Source organism: Halomonas sp. TP35 (genome assembly GCF_052375975.1).
Lineage (GTDB): Bacteria > Pseudomonadota > Gammaproteobacteria > Pseudomonadales > Halomonadaceae > Vreelandella > Vreelandella citrativorans.
Genome location: NZ_JBQSUZ010000006.1, coordinates 35,361 through 55,992, shown reverse-complemented (window position 1 = coordinate 55,992; position 20,632 = coordinate 35,361). Strand labels below are relative to the sequence as shown.

Below are 20,632 nucleotides of genomic sequence, written 5' to 3'. Positions count from 1 at the left end.
AAACGCCGTCCTGCGTTAACGGATAACAAAGCGCTTTTGCCGAGAGGGGGGTGGCAAACGTATAATTACTTTTTTGCCGCGCGAGTCGAGGTGTTGATGGACAGCATTCTGGTCAGGGGTGCACGCACCCACAACCTCAAGCAGATCGATGTGGAACTGCCCCGCGACAAGCTGATTGTGATTACCGGCCTATCAGGTTCGGGAAAATCGTCGCTAGCGTTCGATACGCTTTATGCCGAAGGGCAGCGGCGCTATGTGGAGTCGCTCTCTACCTATGCGCGCCAGTTCCTGTCGATAATGGAAAAGCCTGATGTGGATCACATCGAGGGGCTTTCGCCTGCAATCTCCATTGAGCAGAAATCCACCTCTCACAACCCGCGCTCAACCGTGGGCACCATCACCGAAATTTACGACTACCTGCGCTTGCTGTTTGCCCGCGCGGGCACCCCACGCTGCCCGGAGCACGGCGAAGAGCTTGAAGCCCAAACCATTTCGCAGATGGTCGACCAGGTAATGAATCTGGCCGAGGGTACCAAGCTGATGCTGTTGGCGCCTGTGGTAAAAGGCCGCAAGGGAGAACACTTACAGCTGCTTGCCGAGCTACGTGCCCAAGGGTTTGTGCGTGCGTTAATCGACGGCCAAGTGCTGGAACTTGACGATATAGCACCGCTGGATAAACGTAAAAAACACGATATCAGCGTCGTGGTTGATCGTTTTAAAGTGCGCGACGATATCGCCCAACGCCTGGCAGAATCTTTTGAGACGGCCATCAATCTCGCCGATGGCACCGCCATGATTCATTTTATGGACGGCGAGCAGGAAGACATGACGTTCTCATCACGCTTTGCCTGCCCGGTCTGCGGCTATTCCTTGTCAGAACTTGAACCTCGCATGTTCTCGTTCAATAACCCCGCAGGTGCCTGTCCGACCTGTGATGGTTTAGGCATACAGCAGTATTTCGACCCTGAAAAGCTGATTAGCCATCCTGAGCTCTCGTTAGCAGAAGGCGTGATTAAAGGCTGGGATCGGCGCAATATTTATTATTTCACTCAGTTACAAGCGCTCGCCAAGCACTATCAGTTTGAGCTGGAAACGCCCTGGAAAGATTTGGCGCGTCACGAACGTGACATCATTCTTAGCGGCAGCGGTGATGAACAGATTCCCTTTGCCTATGTAGGCGACCGAGGGCGCAAGGTCACTCGCGAGCATGCCTTTGAGGGTGTTCTGCCCAATATGCAGCGCCGTTATCGGGAAACCGAGTCCAACATGGTGCGCGAAGACCTGGCCAAGTACATTGCCATGCAGCCCTGCGCCACGTGTAACGGTACGCGCCTGCGCAAAGAGTCGCGTCATGTGTTTGTGGATGACCGAAATATCGCCGACGTCGTGCGCACACCGATTGGCGAGGCGCAGCGCTACTTTGCAACGCTTAGCCTGCCTGGCCGCAAAGGCGAAATTGCCGACAAGATTGTTAACGAGATCCAGGTCCGCCTGGAGTTTCTGGTTAACGTGGGGCTTGATTACCTGAATCTTGAGCGTAGCGCCGACACCCTTTCCGGCGGCGAAGCCCAGCGGATTCGCTTGGCAAGCCAGATTGGCGCGGGGTTGGTGGGCGTCATGTACATTCTTGATGAACCCTCAATAGGCTTACACCAGCGCGACAACGACCGGCTATTGAAAACCCTGGAGCGCCTGCGCGACTTGGGCAATACCGTGATTGTGGTAGAGCATGACGAAGATGCCATTCGCGCCGCTGACCATGTACTGGACATTGGCCCAGGCGCCGGTGTGCACGGTGGAGAGATTGTCGCCCAAGGCACGCCTCAGGACGTTATGGACAACCCCAACTCGCTGACCGGCCAGTACCTGACGGGGACCCGCGAGATCAGCGTGCCGCCCTACCGCATTCCCGGCAATCCCGAAAAACAGCTGGTGCTACGCGGTGCCACTGGCAATAACCTGCAGGATGTAACGCTCAGCCTGCCACTGGGGCTGTTCATTGCAATTACCGGCGTGTCAGGGTCGGGTAAATCCACACTGATCAACGGCACGCTAATGCCGATTGCCGCGCGGGAGCTTAATCGCGCAACAACGTTGACGGCGGCGCCTTACGAGAAAATCGAAGGGCTCGACCAGCTTGATAAAGTGATCGATATTGATCAAAGCCCAATTGGCCGCACACCACGCTCCAACCCCGCCACCTATACCGGCATTTTCACACCTATCCGTGAGCTGTTTGCCGGCACCCAGGAAGCTCGCTCGCGTGGCTACAAGCCAGGCCGCTTTAGCTTCAACGTTAAGGGTGGCCGCTGTGAGGCGTGCCAGGGCGAAGGCATGATCAAGGTCGAGATGCACTTTTTGCCGGATATCTACGTCCCCTGCGACGTTTGTAAAGGCAAGCGCTATAACCGCGAGACGCTGGATATCCACTACAAGGGTAAAACGATCCACGAAGTGTTGGAGATGACGGTTGAGGATGCGCTTGAGTTCTTTAGCCCGGTACCGGCGATCGCGCGCCGCCTGCAAACGTTACTGGATGTAGGGCTTTCCTACATCCGCTTGGGCCAGAGCGCCACCACTCTTTCAGGTGGCGAGGCGCAGCGGGTCAAGCTTGCCCGTGAGCTTGCCAAACGTGACACCGGCAAGACGCTGTACATCCTGGATGAACCTACGACCGGGCTTCACTTTGAAGATATTCGTCAGCTATTGACCGTATTGCATCGTTTGCGCGACCACGGCAATACCATCGTGGTCATCGAGCACAACCTGGATGTGATCAAGACGGCTGACTGGATTGTCGACCTGGGCCCCGAAGGCGGTTCCGGCGGCGGGCAAATCATCGCCGAAGGCACGCCTGAACAGATCGTCAAGCAACACGCCTCACATACCGGACGCTTTCTCTCTCCGCTACTTGAACGCGGCAACCGCGCCGCTTCGTAATCTGGCGTTTCAGGGTGGGCATTCGCCCACCCTGGGCTTGCTTTTATGCCATAATTTAGCCGACTCGCCCCCTGTATCAAGGTCATCGGGCAGTGCAGTAAGCGATTAATTGCTTATCGTCATTCGCCAAATAACTTGATATTTGTTAGGCAATACTCATGGAGTTCAAGCTGTGAGCGAAGATCAAAGCTGCATTCTTCACCACTTCAGCCACTACTGCTCATTAAGCACGGCAGAGAAAGCCCTGTTAGTCTCCCTGGAAGAGAGCCCTACTGATATCAAAGCGGGTTCACTTCTGTGGGAACTCGGTGATCCGGCTGGCGAATTTTGTACCTTGAAAAGTGGCTGGGCCTATTCCTATCGCCACCTTGAAAACGGTGATCGACAGATTCTGGAAATTTATTTGCCTGGCGATATTATTGGCCTGCGTGAATTCGCGTTTTCGCAACGTCTGGAAAGTGTTCGCATGATTACAGATGGCGTAATATGCCATTTTCCTCACAAACGCCTGCTTGAAGTATTTCGTCAGTCAGTGCCACTAACCTCGGTGGTATTTGCGATCACCAGCCGTCACCAGGCACTGCTCACCGAGCGATTAGTAACGCTTGCCCGACGCAGCGCTCGGCAAAAAACAGCGCACTTCCTGTACGAAATGTATTTGAGACTGCGCCAGACCAATAGCCATACCGACGGGCAGTTTCGACTTCCCCTCTCTCAAGAGCAGCTTGCTGACATTCTGGGCTTAAGCCCTGTGCATGTTAGCCGCACCTTTAGCTTGCTGAGCGAAGAAGGTCTGGTATTTCGTGATCGTCACAACGTTACGATTCCTGATCTTCAAGCACTGGCGGCAGTCGGCGAGTTTGATGACTGTTATCTTAATGACGACGTTAGGCCATTATTCGAACTTTCTGCCTAGAGACCACTACCACGGCGGTAGTGATTTATAGAAAGCACCCGGCGCCTTTGCTGCGGGCAAACCCGTCATAAACGCTGGGCTTTTCTGACCCAACCTTGATGTGCTGACATGACACCCTATTCAACAGCCTTGGCAAGCGCCACCCTTCTACTTATTGCACCGTTAACACAGGCGGCGAACTTTAATATGGAGGACATACAGTCGCACGGCCAGTGGCAATCAATGACATTAACGCTGGGTAACGAGCACCACTTTCGCGCCGTTGAAACCCATAGCTATTCCGACGCGACACTCAGCCTGAATGCCACCCAAAACGTGTGTGATTTACCGTGGCTTGAAGTGCGTGTCACGCTGGAGGAGCAGCAAGGCGAAAGTAAAACCGTCAATCTGGTGCCGACCCGACTGCGTATCGATGAGCAGCCCGCGGTAGATACCATGGCAGAGTTCATCACCGAGCGAGGCGATAACGGCTTTTACGTACACTTTTATCTTGCTGATATGCAGACGCTAATGCGCCAGATGGAGCAAGGTGAGCAACTTTTCCTGGGGTTTGATCGAGGCGAACAGCCCCCCTGGTACATGACGTTTCAGCTTGAAGGCGCCCATCAAGCGATTGAGCGCATGCAAACGCTATGTGAAACCGCGTCGCCCTGAAAGCCGCTGGATTAAACGCTTCCCCAGCAGTTGGGTAAGCGTTACCGATTGGCGTGAGAGTCCCATCAGCGCGGCCAGGTTTAGACACAAACCCAGCCTTTAGTAATCCATTCACTCTTCTGGCTGTTGTCGTAACAACAGTTCAACGCGCCGGTTAGCAGCTCGCCCTTCAGGCGTTGCGTTGCTTTCCATAGGCTGAGTATCCGCATAACCAACGGCCCGCATGCGAGAAATAGCGATGCCCTGACCTTCCAGATGGCGCATAACGGCAATCGCACGTCCGGCGGAAAGCTCCCAGTTGGAAGGAAACCGAGTAGTCGCAATAGGAAGATTGTCAGTGTGTCCTTCAACGGAAACCTGACCATCAAAGGCCGCTAACACATTAATAAGGCTTTCTATCACATCCTGGCCTAGAGAGGTGAGCACTGCCTCACCACTGGGAAATAAAAGGCTATCATCAATGCGTAGCGTTACGCCCTCCTGGCCCTGCGATACGCTGACGCCAGGAATATCCAATGCCGCCATTTGGGGCTGTAACCCGCTATGACGTGGGTGAATGCCGGTGGCAAGCGTTGCCAAGGGCAGTGAGCTAATCACGCTGGCCATGGACGCCTTCTCGCCCTTAAGTGCTTCATTACCACCGGGGGGAGCCAAGGCTAGCAACAAGACAAACAGCGTAATCAGTAGGGTGAGCACGTCCAGGTAACTGGTCAGCCAGCTCTCATCGCTTTCACCCTGCCCGGCGGGAAGCTCCAGCGCATGGCGCGTATTGCTATCCAGCATCGTCTTAGCCCTTTGCAGTCGCGCTTGGTGTATCAGGCCGGGGCTTTATAGTGGCATCGCGAATCTCATCGTTATAGTTGGCGATAAATGAATTGAGCGTTTCCTCAATAAAAGAGGGCAGGCGGCGCTTGGTGATCAATGAAATACCTTCCAGCACCATGTTCATGGTAATCAGGCGCTCTTCAGTACGTCGTTCTAGCTTAACCGCGATGGGTTTAAACACCAGGTTCGCCAGCAAGATACCGTAGAAGGTGGTGAGCAGCGCCACCGCCATACGGGGGCCAATGACATCCAGGTCACCAGCATCCATGACTTCCAGCATATTAACCAATCCCACCAGCGTGCCAATCATGCCAAACGCTGGCGCGTAGGTCGCCATGGTGCGAAAAATCTGGGCTTCTGCGTGCTCGCGAGCCTTGAGCCGGGCAATCCGCCAACGCAGCATGTCGAAGATCTCATCTTCTTTGGTATTGGCAATGACTAACTGAATACCGGTACGTAAAAACGGATTGCGCGTATGCTCCAACTCGTTTTCGACTGCACGCACATCGCCTTTAAACCATAGCCGGGACATGGCGACCAGCTCGTTGATATCGTCGCGTATATAGGTGTTTTCACGCCGAAAGACAAGCCCTACCAGGCGTACAACGCGTAACACCTCTTTTAGCGGATAGCTTATAAAAGTAGCGGCCAGGGTACCGGTTATAACAATCGCCAGGCCCGGCAGATTGATAAAACTTTCGGGGGACTCCGCAGTAAAGAACAGCACGCTTACTAGCAGCAGCATACTGGCGAATATACCTATCAACGTGGACGGATTCATCAACGGCTCCTCGCCGGTTATTGTGAGTTAACGTATCGGTTGTTTAGGCTGAATCATGCAACCGGGCACGCAGACGGCTAATGGCTTGGCTATGCAGCTGAGACACGCGCGACTCCGTCACGCCCAGCACGGCGCCCACTTCTTTTAAATTCAGCTCTTCCTGGTAATAAAGTGCCATGAGCAGTTTCTCCCGCTCTGGCAACGCCTCAATGGCAGCAATCAATGTTTGTCGCTGCTGCTCATCCAGCAGCTTTTCAAACGGCAAGTTGCTCACATCAAAACTTACCGGCTCACCACCATCGGCAACCAACTCTTCAAACGGCAATAGCTGGCCACTATTGGTGTCGTTAAGCAGCTGTTGGTAATCACCCAGCGGCATCTCAAGCGCCAAGGCAATTTCACTCTCTTCCGGTGAGCGTCCGAGCTGCTGCTCTAGCCGCCGGACCGCGTCGTCCACAGCGCGCGCAGCGCGGCGCACGCTGCGTGGCAACCAATCCCGCGTACGCAGTTCATCGACCATCGCCCCACGGATACGCTGGCTGGCAAACGTCGCAAAGCTGGCACCATGAGCGGCATCAAAACGGCCCAGTGCTTCTAAAAGCCCTACCGTGCCCGCCTGAATAAGATCATCAAGTTCAATGCTTGCAGGCAACCTGACCTGCAGTGTTAAGGCGTGACGTCTTACCAGTGGCATGTATTGTGTGAATAGCTCGCCTTGCTTGATTCTGCCTTGTGCTGTGTACATCTTTTTGCCTCGCGGCTATACAACTTTTACTGATAGTTCACAATGACTTGCAGACCCTGAACGCGAACTGGCCGCTGTCCAGGCAGTAACTTAAAACGAAACTGCAAAGGAGCACTTACCTGCCTTCCCGCCAGCTCGGTGACCGTTCCGCGCCCTCCCGAGAGAGCCACACACTGCTCCGGGTGGCATAGCCATGCGTTGATAGCGCTGCCCGGCGGCGTCTCAAGCTGCCAGTGTATCCGATCAATCACCCGATTGTGCACCTGTACAGAATCGGGTGGCGTCATTGACTGGCTACGGGTTTCTCGATCACTCATGGCCACCATCACACCAGGCACCGAGGTACTCCAGCTGCCCGCCGCCTGAGCGCTACTGATGAGCCCTATCAACCCGCAAACACCCATCATCTTGAATAGCTTGCTTAACATGTCGAATATTTCCTTATCAGCGCGCCAACACCAGAAGATCGGTGGCCAAATAGTGGCTAGCGGCTTCACGCAGGTTTTCCAACAAGCCTTGGCGCGACAAAGAGGGCTCGTGCAGTGCCAGCAATCGGCGAGGCCCGCCATTGTCACGCGCCTGGCGAAGTAGCCGGTACATCTCAGCAAATGCGTCAGCATCGCTGTTAATCCAGAGCGCCCAACGCGCATGCTTTGTGCTTAGCTGAGCAAGGTCAGGCGCATTAACGCTAACAGCCTGTATATCCCAATCGTCAGGTGATCCTGCCCAGTGACGGCCCAGCGCAGACCATTGAGCCAGCCGGTGTTGAACCTGTTTGACAGACTGCGCGCCCTGCCCGGGCAAACCAATAATATACAAGGGCTTTTTAGGTAGCGAAGGGGCTTTCGCGACCGGCTGCTCGTCAATCGTAGTGATGGGCGAAACAGCACTTGGCGCGGGCGCAGGTGTTTCGCTCACCACCTCAGTATCACTTGCCAACGGCGCATCAAGCTGGCTGGGTGCCTGCTTCTGACGCTGACTGTCGGCCCATTGGCGCAAGCCCGCCGCCTGATCCTGGCTCATACACTCACCTCTCGGCTAACGCTGCCCAATTGGCGAATGGCGTCGCGCGCCATAAAGGCGTACATCAACGCATCCAGCATGGCCGTATCGCGGCGTTTTCGGCGCGCGCCCAATAGGCTGAGTAGATCGCTGCGCAGACTGGACGCTTCATCATCACCCGCGTTATCCAAATGCCCTACCACTGACGCGACGCCGCTGGCTAACAGTAGACGTACTTCTGGATCCGCCCCGCTATCGGCATCTTTAAACTGCTGCAACGCGCGTTTGGTGAGCGCTGCCAGACCCTCACTTTGCAGTTGAATGACCAGCTGGAAAAGTACATCGGCGCCTAAATGAGCCGGCGTCAACCAGTAGCGCCGGGCAACGACCTTGGCACTTTCGGGGTCACGAACCTCCCCATACCACGCAAGCAGTACACTGCCCGCCTCATTTTGCACTTCGGCATAGGCGGTCCATAACTGCATGGACTGGCCACGAAACCGCACACTGACATGATGGCTGAGCGTGCTTTCTTCAAATAGTCCACGTAGCGCATAACGCTCGCCATGAAAGTATACGCGCTGTGCGGATGTCACAAGGCTGACCCAAGTCAGCTGTTGCTCATTCAGCCACTGCACGGTTTCTGCCGGAGGCAACACGGGCAATAGATGCGCCGTGGCGCCCGCCGTTTCCGTTCGTGTCTCAAGCCTGGCCTGCCAACCCGCAGGTTGGCGATGTTGAAGCATGGGAACAGCATGCCAAGCGCCCCATTCGTCCATGCTGATATCCGGCATCGACCAATCACAGCCACGCTCGTTACGGCGTGCCGCCCACACCACACCGGGGGCGGGTAACGCGTGCGGCAACAGACGAGTAAGCTGCGCGCTCTGTAGCTCGCTCGGCAAAGCGCCAACATCCCACATGGCTTCCAGCGTGGTGAAGCCTGCCAATCGCTGGCGCAGCCGCGTCAGTAGTAGGGACAGCCTCCGCCCTTGACCAAGCACATCTCGCGACCAGCGAGGCATGCTAACCGGTGCCGTGAAGCCAGGCTGCGGCGCTGCCTTCGCCTGGCTTTCCAACGCCTGGTTGATCAGCGCATCCGGCAGCGCCACGCTCATATCTTCGGGCACTTGCTGCCCATGAGAGCTAAACAGCACGCGCATACCGTGGCGTATAACAATATCCAGCACGGGGGCCAGTCGGCCGGCTTCATCCTGCTTGGTAATAATACAGTCATCAAGCTCAGCGCCTGCCGCCCGCGCGGCCTGACGATAACGCAGCACGACTTCTTCCAGAGTTTCTGGCTGGCTAGCCGCGTTCAACAGCAGTACCAGCCTTACTGTGGAACTTCCGCCCTGCAAATGAGCAATTTGATCAATAACACGCTGGTCACGCTGGCTCATCCCAACCGTATCAATCATGACCCACTGCTTGCCATGAAGGCGGCCCAACAGATCATCGACCGGTTGCTCGGCATCAAGGGCGTACATGGGGGTATCCAACAGGCGTGCGTAAATCCTGAGCTGCTCATGGGCGCCGATACGAAAGCTATCCGTGGTGACCAGCGCGACAGGGCGTGTGCCATGTCGCATTACAAAGCGCGCCGCAAGCTTTGCGGTGGTGGTGGTTTTGCCAATTCCGGTAGGACCGACCAAGGCGACGATGCCCGTTTGGTCGAAAAAACTGGCCTCGTCATTTAACACATGAAGCCTGCTTGTCAGCTGCTGGCGCAACCAATCAAGCGGTTGCTCACTTTCAGGGCCAAGCGCTTTCAATGATGCTGGCAGACCCGCGAGTACTTCATCGCCAAGCTCGGCGCTAAAGCCAACTCGCGTCAACAACTGAGAAAGCCGCGCGCGCGTATCGGAGGCTTGTTGCACCGACTCGGCGGGCCGAGGCGCCTGCTGGCTAGTTACCTGTTGGTTAGTTAAAAGCGCGCGCATATCTTGCATTTCACGCAGTAGGCGCTCACTCATGGCCTGGAGAGGGTCCGTCGATGTAACGGGCTCTACCTTACTTGCGGTTACCTCTAACGCGGCTTCGACAGGCTCGACGGCCTCATCGGCCATCGCCATGATTTCAACGCCGTCATCGGTACGGCGGTTCGCCAAAATTAGCGCATCATCTCCCAGCGTTTCACGCACCTGGCGCATGACATCACGACTGTTTGCTCCCGTAAAACGCCTAACGCTCATGTCTTACCTTTTGTTTGTACACATAGCTGACACGTTCGCTGCTTGCGGTCATGGTTAGCGGCCACCCACTGTCGTGGTCACACGCAACGTGCGGTCATCCGGAATTTCTGCTTGTGACATGACCACAAGATGGCGCAAACGACGGCGCAAAAAGCGTGATAGCACGCCACGTAGCGAGTGCTGAACCACCAATACCGGCGCTTCCCCGCTACTTTCATGCTGCGCCAGAGCCTGCTGTGCCTGATCCATCAAGGTTTCAGCCAAGCCTGGTTCCATCGCACCATTCCCGTTCATCGCCTGTATCAGTACCTGCTCCAGCTGGGCATCCAGCCCCATCACATTGAGGGTTTCCTGTCCGGCAAACCACTGCTGCGTAATGGCCCGGCCTAATGCAATACGCACCAGCGCGGTAAGCTCATTAGGATCTTTTTGCTGACCGGCATACTCTGCCAGAGTGTCCAGAATCGTGCGCATGTCACGAATAGACACATCCTCTTCCAGCAGATTTTGCAAAATACGCTGCAGTATGGTCAGAGAAATTGCCTTGGGCACCACTTCTTCTACCAGTGATTTCTGCTCTTCGCCCAGCTTGTCGAGCAGCTTCTGGACCTCCTGGCGGCCCAGCATTTCGGGTGAATGTCGATGTAGCAAATGATTCAGGTGCGTCGCAATAACGGTACTGGCATCGACCACGGTATAGCCATACACCTGGGCGTGCTCACGTTGATTGGTGTCGATCCAAACCGCAGGTAGACCAAAGGCAGGGTCCTGGGTGGCAGTCCCTTGCAGCTCCCCGGAGACCTGCCCCGGGTCAATGGCGAGCCACTTGCCTGTCTGCGCTTCGGCGCGACCGATTTCAGCGCCTTTCATGGAAAGCACATAGGTATTAGGCGGCAGTTCCAGGTTGTCGCGGATATGCACCACCGGAGGCAGGAAACCGACCTCCTGAGCAAACTTTTTACGCACGCTTTTAATACGCCCCAGAAGCTCGCCTTTTTGGCGGGCATCGACCAGTGGGATTAAACGATGGCCCACTTCAAGCCCAAGGGTATCGACCAGTTGGACATCTTCCCAGCTGGCCTCAGGGGTTTCCTGGGTAATGGGTGCTTCTGTAGCGATCTCCTCTTTCACTTGGACTTTCTGATTGTGACGCATCAAGAGCCAAGCCAAACCACCCAGCAGTGCGGTAAAAAACAGAAAGACAAAGTTCGGCATGCCCGGCACCAGGCCCAGCAGCCCCATAACCGCGGCCGCCAGAATCATCACCTGAGGGTTCACGAACAGCTGGCTGATCATTTGCTGACCAACATCCTGCTCGGTATTAACGCGCGATACCGTCACACCGGCCGCGGTGGAAATGACCAGTGCAGGAATCTGAGCGACCAGGCCGTCGCCAATCGTTAGCAGCGTATAAGTACGGCCCGCATCGGCGAAGCTCATATCGTGCTGCATCATACCAATCAACAGGCCACCGATAATATTCACCACCATGATAACCAGGCCCGCCATGGCATCACCGCGTACAAACTTACTGGCACCGTCCATCGAGCCATAAAAGTCGGCTTCCTGGGCGACTTCTGAACGACGCTTTTTGGCTTCTTCTTCACCAATCAAGCCAGCATTTAAATCGGCATCAATGGCCATCTGTTTGCCAGGCATTGCATCCAGCGTAAAACGTGCGCCGACTTCGGCAATTCGCCCGGCGCCCTTGGTAATGACCATAAAATTGATAATGACCAATATCAAGAAGACCACTAAGCCAACGGCAAAATTACCCCCTACCAGAAAGGTACCAAACGCTTCGATGACCTTACCGGCCGATGCGCCGCCCGCGTAGCCATCCATCAATACTACCCGCGTTGAGGCGACGTTAAGCGAAAGACGCAGTAGCGTGGTAAATAGCAAAACAGCAGGAAACGCAGCAAAATCCAAAGGCTTTTCGGCAAACATGCTGACCAACAACACCATGATGGCCAAGGCGATGTTAAAGGTGAACAGCATATCCAGCGCAAAGGGCGGCAAGGGCAGGATCATCATGCCCAAAATCATTAAAATCAGCACCGGCCCGGCAAGCAGCTTCATGCGTACCTCGCCCATCCAGCCACGCTGAGAGACCAGTTGGTTTAAACCTTTCATGGCGGTGCCTCATTGCCACTGGCCTGACGGCCAGGGGTTTGCATTTCCGGGGGTACCGGCAGATTATCGAGAGTTGGGGGCACCTCGCCTCCTTGTTGTCCAACATGCTTTAAGCGGTAAGCCCACGCCATCACTTCTGCCACCGCTGTATAAAGCTCGGCAGGCACTTCGGCCTCTAGATCCACATGATGATAAAGGGCGCGCGCCAGCGGTGCAGCCTCCAAGCGAGGAATGCCTGCTTCTGCGCCCAGCTCGCGTATTTTTGCCGCAACGGCATCCGCCCCTTTGGCCACCAGGCGCGGCGCTCCCATGCTGCCCTCTTGATACATCAAGGCCACGGCATAATGCGTCGGGTTGGTAATAATAACGTCTGCCTCTGGCACCTTGCTCATCATTCTACCCCGAGCCATCGTCTGCTGCTGTTGACGAATGCGCCCTTTAACATGGGGGTCACCTTCTGACTCTTTATGCTCGCGCTTCACCTCTTCTTTACTCATGCGCAGCTTCTTGGCGTTACTCCACAGCTGAAAAGGCACATCGATAAGAATGACGACCACCAGCGACAGCACGACCAGACCGGCCGCCTGGGCCGCCATATTAAGCGCACTGACCAGTGCTTGCTGCACGGGCTGATCCATTAGCGCTAAAAACTTACCCAGGTTGATATACAAAAACGTCCCGGCCACGCTACCGACCAGCACCGACTTGGCAATCGCTTTCGCCAGCTCAATCAGCGCTTGGGTCGAAAAGATGCGCTTAACCCCTGCGATAGGGTTTAGCTTGGAGAGCTTGGGCTGCATGGACTTTGCGGATATCAGCCATCCCCCCAGTAGGGCTGGGGCCGTTAACGCAATGACGGCCAGCAGTAAAAATAGCGGCATCATGGTGAACAGCGTCCGCTGCCCCAGATTTAGCGCATTGACCAGCATGGGCATCTCTTCCATGGCCTGACGCCGGTCAAACATGAAAGCCTGCTCCATGACCATCCCCAACTGATCATAAAAAATCTGCCCCATGCCCCATAACCCACCAACACCGCCCAGCAGTAGCAAAAACGTGGTTAGCTCACGCGACCGAGGCACCTGCCCCTCTTCACGCGCTTTACTCCTACGCCTGGGCGTGGCCTCTTCGGTCTTTTCCTGATCGCTATCGTTATCTGCCATGCTACATCCGGCTTAGCGTGCGTGGCGCACCATAAAGTCAGCCGCCCCAAGGGACGGCTGAACAAAACGCTTATATTGCCAGATGCGGCTTTTTACAATGCTCTAATAACGCGGCATTAAAAGCCCAATTCGTCCAATAAGTCGTCCACCTGATCCTGACCCGTGACGATATCGGGCGCATTCTCCTTGATTTGCGGACCGTTCAACAAATCCTCTTTACGTCGCGCACTGTCGTTTTTCCACTGATCTTCGGCCTTGCGCTGCATCGATTCGCGTACCTGAGCACCCGGTACGTTGTCGATCAGCACCTGAACAAGCTGATGTTCGATCTCGCGGATCACGTCCATCATTTTCTTGATCACCTGACCGGTCAGATCCTGGAAGTCCTGAGCCATCATGATTTCAAGAAGCTCTTTACTGGTCGCCGCCGTCATCGTAGGTACATCGCTTAAGTAGCTGCGCGTATCCTTAACGAGCGCCTTGGCATCTTCCAGATCTTTGGGCGCTTCAAACCACTCAGCCCACTGCTTATCAAGCCCTTCGGCACGCTCAGAGAGTTCATCCTGAAGTGGCTGAGCACGATCAATAGCATTCAGTGCGCGGTCGGCTGCCTGCTCGGTCATCGTGGCAACATAGTGCAGCCGATCTCGCGCATCAGGAATGGCTTCAGCCGCTTTTTCGATCTCTTTATCCAATCCCAGCTCGCGCATATTATCGCGTAGCATCCGAGTAAGCTTGCCGATGCGATGAATTAGCTCTTCAGCGCCTTCCTCGGATAGCGGGCTAGAGTCGATCTGCTCATTCTGACTCATGGTATTATCTCCTCGCTCACCAGGCCCTTCGGCCCAGCCGCTTTATTTACCCATTTTTTCGAAGATTTTATTAAGCTTCTCTTCAAGGGTAGCCGCGGTAAATGGCTTAACGACGTAGCCGTTAGCACCCGCTTGAGCGGCCGCGATAATATTTTCTTTCTTGGCTTCTGCCGTTACCATCAATACCGGCAAATGCTTCAAGCCGTCATCCTGACGAATTTCCTTGAGCATTTCCAAACCGTCCAGGTTAGGCATATTCCAGTCAGAGACAACAAATTCAAAATTACCTGCACGCAGCTTATTAAGCGCGTCCTGGCCATCTTCTGCTTCATCGACATTGGTAAAACCCAGCTCTTTAAGCAGGCTACGTACAATCCGGCGCATGGTAGGAAAGTCGTCGACTACCAAAAAGCTCATGTTCTTGTCGGCCATTGTTCATCCTCTTATCAATTCACGTCTTGATGACGAGTTATATAGTCAGGGTTAAAAAGCTTCCCACTCTGCGTGGTCGCTGTGGTTTGGCGTTGATCGTGGCGCAGTGGCCGCCGGTAAACTTTTTTCCGCAGCACGAGGCGGCGTAGAATTCGTTTGCTTAGGCAATGAAGTACGCGGAGGCAATGAAGTGCGCTGAGGCGTCTGAGATCCTAGCAACTTAAATACGGCAACCGCCTGCTCTAACTGGTTGGCCTGCTCTTCCAATGAGGCGGCAGCCGAGGAAGCTTCCTGGACAAGGGCAGCGTTTTGCTGGGTGACCTGATCCATCTGCCCAACCGCATGGCTCACCTGCTCAATGCCATCGCTTTGCTCCTGTGAAGCAGCCGATATCTCATCCATGATGTCAGTAACACGGCGCACAGCAGTGACAACGTCAGACATGGTAGAACCCGCTTGCTCCACAAGCGTTGAGCCTTGCTTAATCTGGCTCACCGAGGCATCAATCAGCGTTCTGATTTCCTTGGCAGCATCGGCACTACGACTAGCAAGATTGCGCACTTCACCCGCCACCACCGCAAAGCCACGACCCTGTTCACCGGCGCGTGCAGCCTCCACCGAGGCATTCAGTGCGAGGATATTGGTTTGAAACGCAATGGAGTCAATAACACTGGTGATATCGGCCACTTTTTGCGAACTTGTCGATATACCATGCATCGTTTGAACCACTTGGCTGACCACTTGGCCACCGTGCTCAGCGGTTGTCGAGGCATCTGCCGCCAGCGTGCTGGCCTGACGAGAATTATCTGCGTTCTGCTTCACGGTGGCCGTCATCTCTTCCATGCTGGCTGCGGTTTCCTCAATGGCCGCCGCTTGCTGCTCCGTACGTGAGGAAAGGTCGGCATTGCCGCTAGCGATTTCCCGCGTGCCATAGTGGATTTCAGAACTGCCCTCTCGGACCCGAGCAACAATCCCCGTCAGGTTTTGCTGCATGGTGGCCATCGCCGAAAACAGGCGACCAATCTCGTTATTGCCCGCTTCAGGTAGCGGTTGGGTAAGATCCGCTTCAGCAATTTTATTTAACCGTTTAACCGCATCGTTTAAGGGCGTCGTCACGGTGCGGCGTAAGCCAATATAAATGGCAAGCGTAACCAGCAACGCTATACCCAATGCAAGGGCGCTAACCAGTTTAAACAAGCTGCCTTGGGCGTGCGCCTCTTGGCCAATACCATCAACCCGCTGAAAGCCATACTCAACAAACGCCGTCGTGCTAGCTGCAAGGCTAATTAGCGGTTCACTTAACGCATCGCGAAGGTCGTTATAGGTATTCATGTCCATCTGTGCAAAGCTTTCGTGCTGCTGTTTTACCAATGTCATAACGGCACGAAAGTTTTCGATTAACTCGCTTCCTAACACTTCCCCCTGCGGCGTACGCGGGGTCGCCACAAAGTTCTCAAAACGCATCTCGGAAAGCTCAATACGGTCGGCGGCAATCGCCAACTGCTCGTTGGTTCGGCCCATATGGCCGACCATTAAGTAATTTGAGGCAACCTCCATGGCCAGCATGGCCTGGTTGAGTAGCGAATCGGCCCGATTAATCTCATTCAACTGATCGCTACTAATAAGACCGTAAGTCGCCAGGTTTTCCTGTGATCGTTCCTCTGATAGAAAACTGATGCTCGCCAGCATGATAATCAGCATGGCAAAACACATTAATGCCGCCACAACGGCCGCATGGATACTCAGGTTACGCAGTAAACGTGTCATTCGATCATCCCCTTCGCCAAGCATTTTTATAGTAAAAAGTTTTATACCCGCTGAGAGCGACCGGAGGCAGCTACCATTGCCATCAACCGGGCGGGAATATCATCGAGTGCAGCAACTTCTACAGCGCCACCCATGGCTATCGCTTCACGCGGCATGCCAAAGACCACACACGTCGCCTCGTTTTGGGCAACAGTAGGCGCGCCTGCCTGACGCATTTCCAAAAGCCCCGCAGCCCCATCTTTGCCCATGCCGGTCAGAATCACCCCGATGGCGTTACGCCCAGCCTGTTCAGCGGCGGAGTGAAACAGCACATCGACGGATGGCCGATGCCGGTTGACCGGTGGCCCGCTGTCCAGACGTGCCACATAGTTTGCTCCGCTGCGTACGAGCTTTAAGTGTTGGTCGCCTGGGGCAATGTAGGCGTGGCCCGGCAGCACACGTTCACCATCGGTCGCCTCTTTGACGGTTATTCGACACAACCGATCCAGGCGCTCGGCAAACGAGCGCGTAAACCCTCCCGGCATATGCTGGGTGATCAAAATGGCAGGGGAGTTGGCAGGCAACGGCTCTAATACCGCACGGATGGCTTCCGTGCCGCCCGTGGATGCGCCGATGATAATCAGCTTTTCGCTTGAGACTAACGGCGCTTTTAACTGTGCAGGCGGTGGAGCATTTTTATGGCGCGCCTGACGCGGCCGTGAACGTGCGGCCGCACGCAGCTTTTCGGCGATTTCATTGGCGTACTCCATCATGCCATGCCGAATACCCAGGCTTGGTTTGGCCACAAAGTCCAGCGCGCCAAGCTCAAGTGCACGCAGCGTGATTTCCGAACCGCTTTGCGTGAGCGATGACACCATCAAGACCGGCATGGGCCGCAGGCGCATCAGGCGTTCCAGAAAATCGAGCCCATCCATGCGCGGCATTTCAACGTCAAGCGTGAGCACATCAGGGTTGTGTTGCTTAATTAAATCCCTGGCAACCAGTGGATCAGGCGCCACGGCAACCACTTCCATGTCCGGCTGAGAGTTGATAATTTCGGTTAACAAATCACGAATCAGCGCCGAGTCATCGACACACAATACTTTGATCTTGGCAGCGCTCAATGCACGCCTCCTTTGCAGTTAATGCCGGGTATGCTGCCTTGTTTGCACGGATAACCACGCATTAGGCGTATAAAAAATACGAAAATGGTTCCATTAAGCCCGCGTGTATACCGTCTGGCCCCGCAGCTTGAACGCATCACTAATATACGAAAAGTTTTCAGAGTGGCCGGCAAACAGCAGGCCATCCGGCTTCATAAGGGGCGCAAACCGCTTAAGAATCTTTGCCTGCGTCTCTTTATCGAAATAGATCATGATATTTCGACAAAAAATGGCATCAAACGGGCCTTTAACCGGCCACTGTGTCGACAGCAGATTAAGTGGCATAAACTCAACCAGCTCGGAAACTTCCGGGCGCACACGAGCGAGCCCCTGTTGCTGCCCGGTACCCTTCTGAAAAAAGCGTTTCACACGGGCTTCATCTAACTTGCGCACCTGCTCTTGTGGATAAATACCGGCGCGCGCGCGGCTTAGGGCATCGGTATCTATATCGGTGGCAACGATTTTCGCCTGCGCCGCTTTGGGCCCCAGGGTTTCCAAAAGCGTCATGGCCAGTGAATAGGGCTCTTCGCCCGTTGAAGCGGCCGAACACCAAATAGTGACTGGGCTCTGTTTATGGCGAAGATGCTCTGCCAACAGGGGAAAATGGTGCGCCTCACGAAAAAAAGCGGTCAGATTAGTGGTCAGCGCATTGGTAAATGCCTCCCACTCTTTTGCATCAGGCTGACGCTCCAGGCGCAATAAGTAATCGGTAAAACGTGTCAAACCATGGTGTCGTAGACGCTTGGCCAACCGACTATAAACCATCTCACGTTTATGCTCGGCCAACACAATGCCCGCACGCTGGTAAATAAGTTCTCGTATTCGTGAGAAATCCGTATCAGTGAGCACCAGATCTCGCTCAATCTGATGACTAGACGCCCACTGACTGGCGTCGACACCTGGTTCGCGTTGCTCGCTCAAAATTCTTCCCATTCCTCTACAGGTGTCGCTTGTCGCTGCACAGCAGGCGCGGCCACTTTGTTGCGCACTGCGGGGCTAGCAAGCGTTGTTGCTTGTTTAGCGGGTAACGTGTTCGCCAAGGAAAGAGGGCGCTCCTGGCTCTTCTGGTTAAGCCGCACTGCCTCAACCGATAACGCCAGCAGGCTTGCCTGTTGCTCTAGCGCGGCAGCCGCACGGGCGGTTTCCTGGACTCGAACAGCATTTTGCTGCGTTGCTTGATCCATTTCGGCGACCGCCTGGTTTACCTCCGCAATACCGCTGCTTTGCTCTTCAGACGCTGCCGAAATTTCGTGCATGATATTGGTGATACTGCGCGCCGCATCAGCGACCTCGTTGATCGCGGTTTCTGCTTTTTCAACCAGCCCAGCGCCCGCATTGACTTCCTTGTTAGAGCCGTCAATCAACCCTCGAATTTCCTGGGCAGCGCCGGCGCTTCGTCCGGCTAAATTACGCACTTCTTCGGCAACCACGGCAAAGCCACGCCCATGTTCGCCGGCGCGCGCCGCTTCCACCGAGGCATTCAGCGCCAGGATATTGGTTTGGAAAGCTATCGAGTCGATGGTGTTGATGATATCGGCCATCTTTTGAGAGCTTTGGGTAATGCGTTGCATATTGTCTACCAACTGCGTCATTAGCTCGCCCGTTTGAGAAACCCGAGTAGAGTTATTATCGGCGAGTCGGCGGGCTTCTTGAGCGTTGTCGCTATTCTGGCGTACGGTAGCCGTCATCTCCTCCATGCTGGAGGCCGTTTGCTGTAGCGAAGCAGCCTGTTGCTCGGTACGTGAAGAGAGTGCTTCATTACCTGTTGCAATATCTTGTGCGGCAGGCGTTACGATATCTATCCCGCCTTTTACGTCGCCAATAATGCTGCTTAAGCTTTTACGCATGGCATTAAGCCCATCAAGTAGCTGGCCCACTTCATCGTGCTGACGCTTGGGCGCGGAAGCCGCCAGGTTACCGCCCGCGATTTGCAGCGTAAAACGTGATGCGCCCTTTAGGGGACGTATAATTGCGCGGAAGGTTAACCAACCAATCACTATCAGCAGCGCCAACCCAACTCCCAACACCACCGCTTGCGTTGCGATAATAGTGTTCTGCGCTTGCTGGGCATCAGCCGCCATTTGTTCAGCCGCTTGCTGTTTTTGCCCAATGAGCTGACTCACACTTTCAGAAAGCGCCCGCCCCTCATCAGACATGACGCTGATGACGGCATCCAGCCCGGTAAACGCCTGATAGGTCTCTTCGGCTTGCAGCACGCGAGCCGCCTGACCCATTCCCTCCTCTAGAAAGGCCTGAAGTTGATCGCTAAACGCACTGGCGAGCGGCGTATTATTGATCGCACGGGTGTAATAGCCTTGCCATACGGTGGCTACTTCTTCAGCACGCTGCTCAATGGTTTCACCTATTTCAAAACGCTGATTAATCAACTCCATACGCTCTGGTTCAATCATTCCCTGGCGCGTATTGGCGATCATTTGGTCAATTTGTTGCAGCCTGACGACGTCGCGCAAACCATCGCTATTAAGCCTCTCAAGCCGCTCACTTGACGCGTTAAGACCGTAAAGACCCAAGCCCCCGCTAATCAACAGCAACGCCGCAGCGACCACAATCATGCCAACCAGTTTGGCGCGGATGGTATTCAACTGAATCCTTTTCAGCCACTGGCCGACACCACGCTGTCGCAGACGCCCTTTATCCAGGTAGAAATGCTTGTTACGTCCTTCCCGTATCTCAGCATAAGCCTGTTCAGCATGCTTTATGGCCTCACGTGAGGCTTGAACGCGCACCGAGGCGTAACCCACCACCTGCTCATTTTCAATGATTGGCGTTACGCTGGCGTCCACCCAGTAGTGATCACCATTTTTACAGCGATTTTTAACCAACCCACGCCAGGTATCCCCGTTCTGTACGGTTTTCCACAAATTATCAAACGCGGCAGGCGGCATATCCGGATGGCGAACCAGATTATGCGGAGCACCTATCAACTCGTCATGCGTGTAGCCACTTATCTCAATAAATGTCGGGTTCGTGTACGTAATACGACCTTTTAAATCCGTCCGTGTGACCAGAAAATCGTCTTCTTTTAGCTCGACTTCACGCTGCGAAATGGGTTGGTTATTGCGCATTTAGGGGCCTTATTGTTCAGTTCTTAAACTATCGTT

General features: G+C 54.7%; 17 protein-coding genes. 3 read left to right on the top strand and 14 right to left on the bottom strand.

Features of this window, described 5'->3' with window-relative positions; genetic code table 11:
* The first annotated feature begins 96 nt into the window (after positions 1-96).
* The 3 genes from uvrA to ACT3RU_RS09190 all read left to right on the top strand — a co-directional run bounded on the left by uvrA (position 97) and on the right by ACT3RU_RS09190 (position 4,510).
* A complete protein-coding gene (uvrA, locus tag ACT3RU_RS09200) occupies positions 97-2,940 on the top strand; it encodes an excinuclease ABC subunit UvrA (protein ID WP_087109019.1) in 2,844 nt (947 codons plus the stop codon).
* Positions 2,941-3,112: 172 nt separating this feature from the next.
* The gene (locus ACT3RU_RS09195; protein ID WP_192527294.1) at positions 3,113-3,856 is read left to right on the top strand and encodes a Crp/Fnr family transcriptional regulator; all 744 of its coding nucleotides are present in this window, start codon (positions 3,113-3,115) and stop codon (positions 3,854-3,856) included.
* 108 nt (positions 3,857-3,964) lie between these two features.
* A complete protein-coding gene (locus ACT3RU_RS09190; protein WP_172117748.1) occupies positions 3,965-4,510 on the top strand; it encodes a hypothetical protein in 546 nt (181 codons plus the stop codon).
* Positions 4,511-4,621: 111 nt separating this feature from the next.
* Here the strand turns inward: ACT3RU_RS09190 and ACT3RU_RS09185 are convergent, their stop codons facing one another.
* The 14 genes from ACT3RU_RS09185 to ACT3RU_RS09120 all read right to left on the bottom strand — a co-directional run bounded on the left by ACT3RU_RS09185 (position 4,622) and on the right by ACT3RU_RS09120 (position 20,596).
* A complete protein-coding gene (locus tag ACT3RU_RS09185) occupies positions 4,622-5,293 on the bottom strand; it encodes an OmpA/MotB family protein (RefSeq protein ID WP_192527293.1) in 672 nt (223 codons plus the stop codon).
* A gap of 4 nt (positions 5,294-5,297) precedes the next feature.
* Positions 5,298-6,116 (bottom strand): motility protein A, encoded by an 819-nt coding sequence (locus ACT3RU_RS09180; RefSeq protein WP_172117751.1) that lies wholly within the window; start codon positions 6,114-6,116, stop codon positions 5,298-5,300.
* Positions 6,117-6,159: 43 nt separating this feature from the next.
* The gene (locus tag ACT3RU_RS09175) at positions 6,160-6,861 is read right to left on the bottom strand and encodes an RNA polymerase sigma factor FliA (RefSeq protein ID WP_192527292.1); all 702 of its coding nucleotides are present in this window, start codon (positions 6,859-6,861) and stop codon (positions 6,160-6,162) included.
* Between the two features lie 26 nt (positions 6,862-6,887).
* Positions 6,888-7,289, bottom strand: coding sequence for a flagellar protein FlhE (locus tag ACT3RU_RS09170; RefSeq protein ID WP_192527291.1), 402 nt, complete (start codon positions 7,287-7,289; stop codon positions 6,888-6,890).
* A 16-nt stretch (positions 7,290-7,305) separates the two neighbouring features.
* A complete protein-coding gene (locus ACT3RU_RS09165) occupies positions 7,306-7,884 on the bottom strand; it encodes a hypothetical protein (protein WP_192527290.1) in 579 nt (192 codons plus the stop codon).
* A complete protein-coding gene (flhF, locus tag ACT3RU_RS09160; protein ID WP_192527289.1) occupies positions 7,881-10,058 on the bottom strand; it encodes a flagellar biosynthesis GTPase FlhF in 2,178 nt (725 codons plus the stop codon). The genes ACT3RU_RS09165 and flhF overlap by 4 nt, the downstream gene beginning before the upstream one ends.
* Before the next feature lie 54 nt (positions 10,059-10,112).
* The gene (gene flhA, locus ACT3RU_RS09155; protein ID WP_192527288.1) at positions 10,113-12,194 is read right to left on the bottom strand and encodes a flagellar biosynthesis protein FlhA; all 2,082 of its coding nucleotides are present in this window, start codon (positions 12,192-12,194) and stop codon (positions 10,113-10,115) included.
* Positions 12,191-13,357: a flagellar biosynthesis protein FlhB gene (gene flhB, locus ACT3RU_RS09150; RefSeq protein WP_192527287.1), complete on the bottom strand. Its 1,167-nt coding sequence runs from the start codon at positions 13,355-13,357 to the stop codon at positions 12,191-12,193. The genes flhA and flhB overlap by 4 nt, the downstream gene beginning before the upstream one ends.
* Positions 13,358-13,473: 116 nt before the next feature.
* Entirely contained in the window at positions 13,474-14,169 is a 696-nt protein-coding gene (gene cheZ / locus ACT3RU_RS09145; RefSeq protein ID WP_192527286.1) for a protein phosphatase CheZ, read from the bottom strand.
* A gap of 42 nt (positions 14,170-14,211) precedes the next feature.
* Positions 14,212-14,601, bottom strand: a complete 390-nt coding sequence (gene cheY / locus ACT3RU_RS09140) for a chemotaxis response regulator CheY (protein WP_192527285.1) — start codon at positions 14,599-14,601, stop codon at positions 14,212-14,214.
* A 51-nt stretch (positions 14,602-14,652) separates the two neighbouring features.
* Entirely contained in the window at positions 14,653-16,368 is a 1,716-nt protein-coding gene (locus ACT3RU_RS09135) for a methyl-accepting chemotaxis protein (protein WP_192527284.1), read from the bottom strand.
* Positions 16,369-16,409: 41 nt separating this feature from the next.
* Positions 16,410-17,471, bottom strand: a complete 1,062-nt coding sequence (locus ACT3RU_RS09130; protein ID WP_087109046.1) for a protein-glutamate methylesterase/protein-glutamine glutaminase — start codon at positions 17,469-17,471, stop codon at positions 16,410-16,412.
* A 93-nt stretch (positions 17,472-17,564) separates the two neighbouring features.
* The gene (locus tag ACT3RU_RS09125) at positions 17,565-18,431 is read right to left on the bottom strand and encodes a CheR family methyltransferase (protein WP_192527283.1); all 867 of its coding nucleotides are present in this window, start codon (positions 18,429-18,431) and stop codon (positions 17,565-17,567) included.
* Positions 18,428-20,596 (bottom strand): methyl-accepting chemotaxis protein, encoded by a 2,169-nt coding sequence (locus ACT3RU_RS09120; RefSeq protein ID WP_192527282.1) that lies wholly within the window; start codon positions 20,594-20,596, stop codon positions 18,428-18,430. The genes ACT3RU_RS09125 and ACT3RU_RS09120 overlap by 4 nt, the downstream gene beginning before the upstream one ends.
* Between the last annotated feature and the right edge of the window lie 36 nt (positions 20,597-20,632).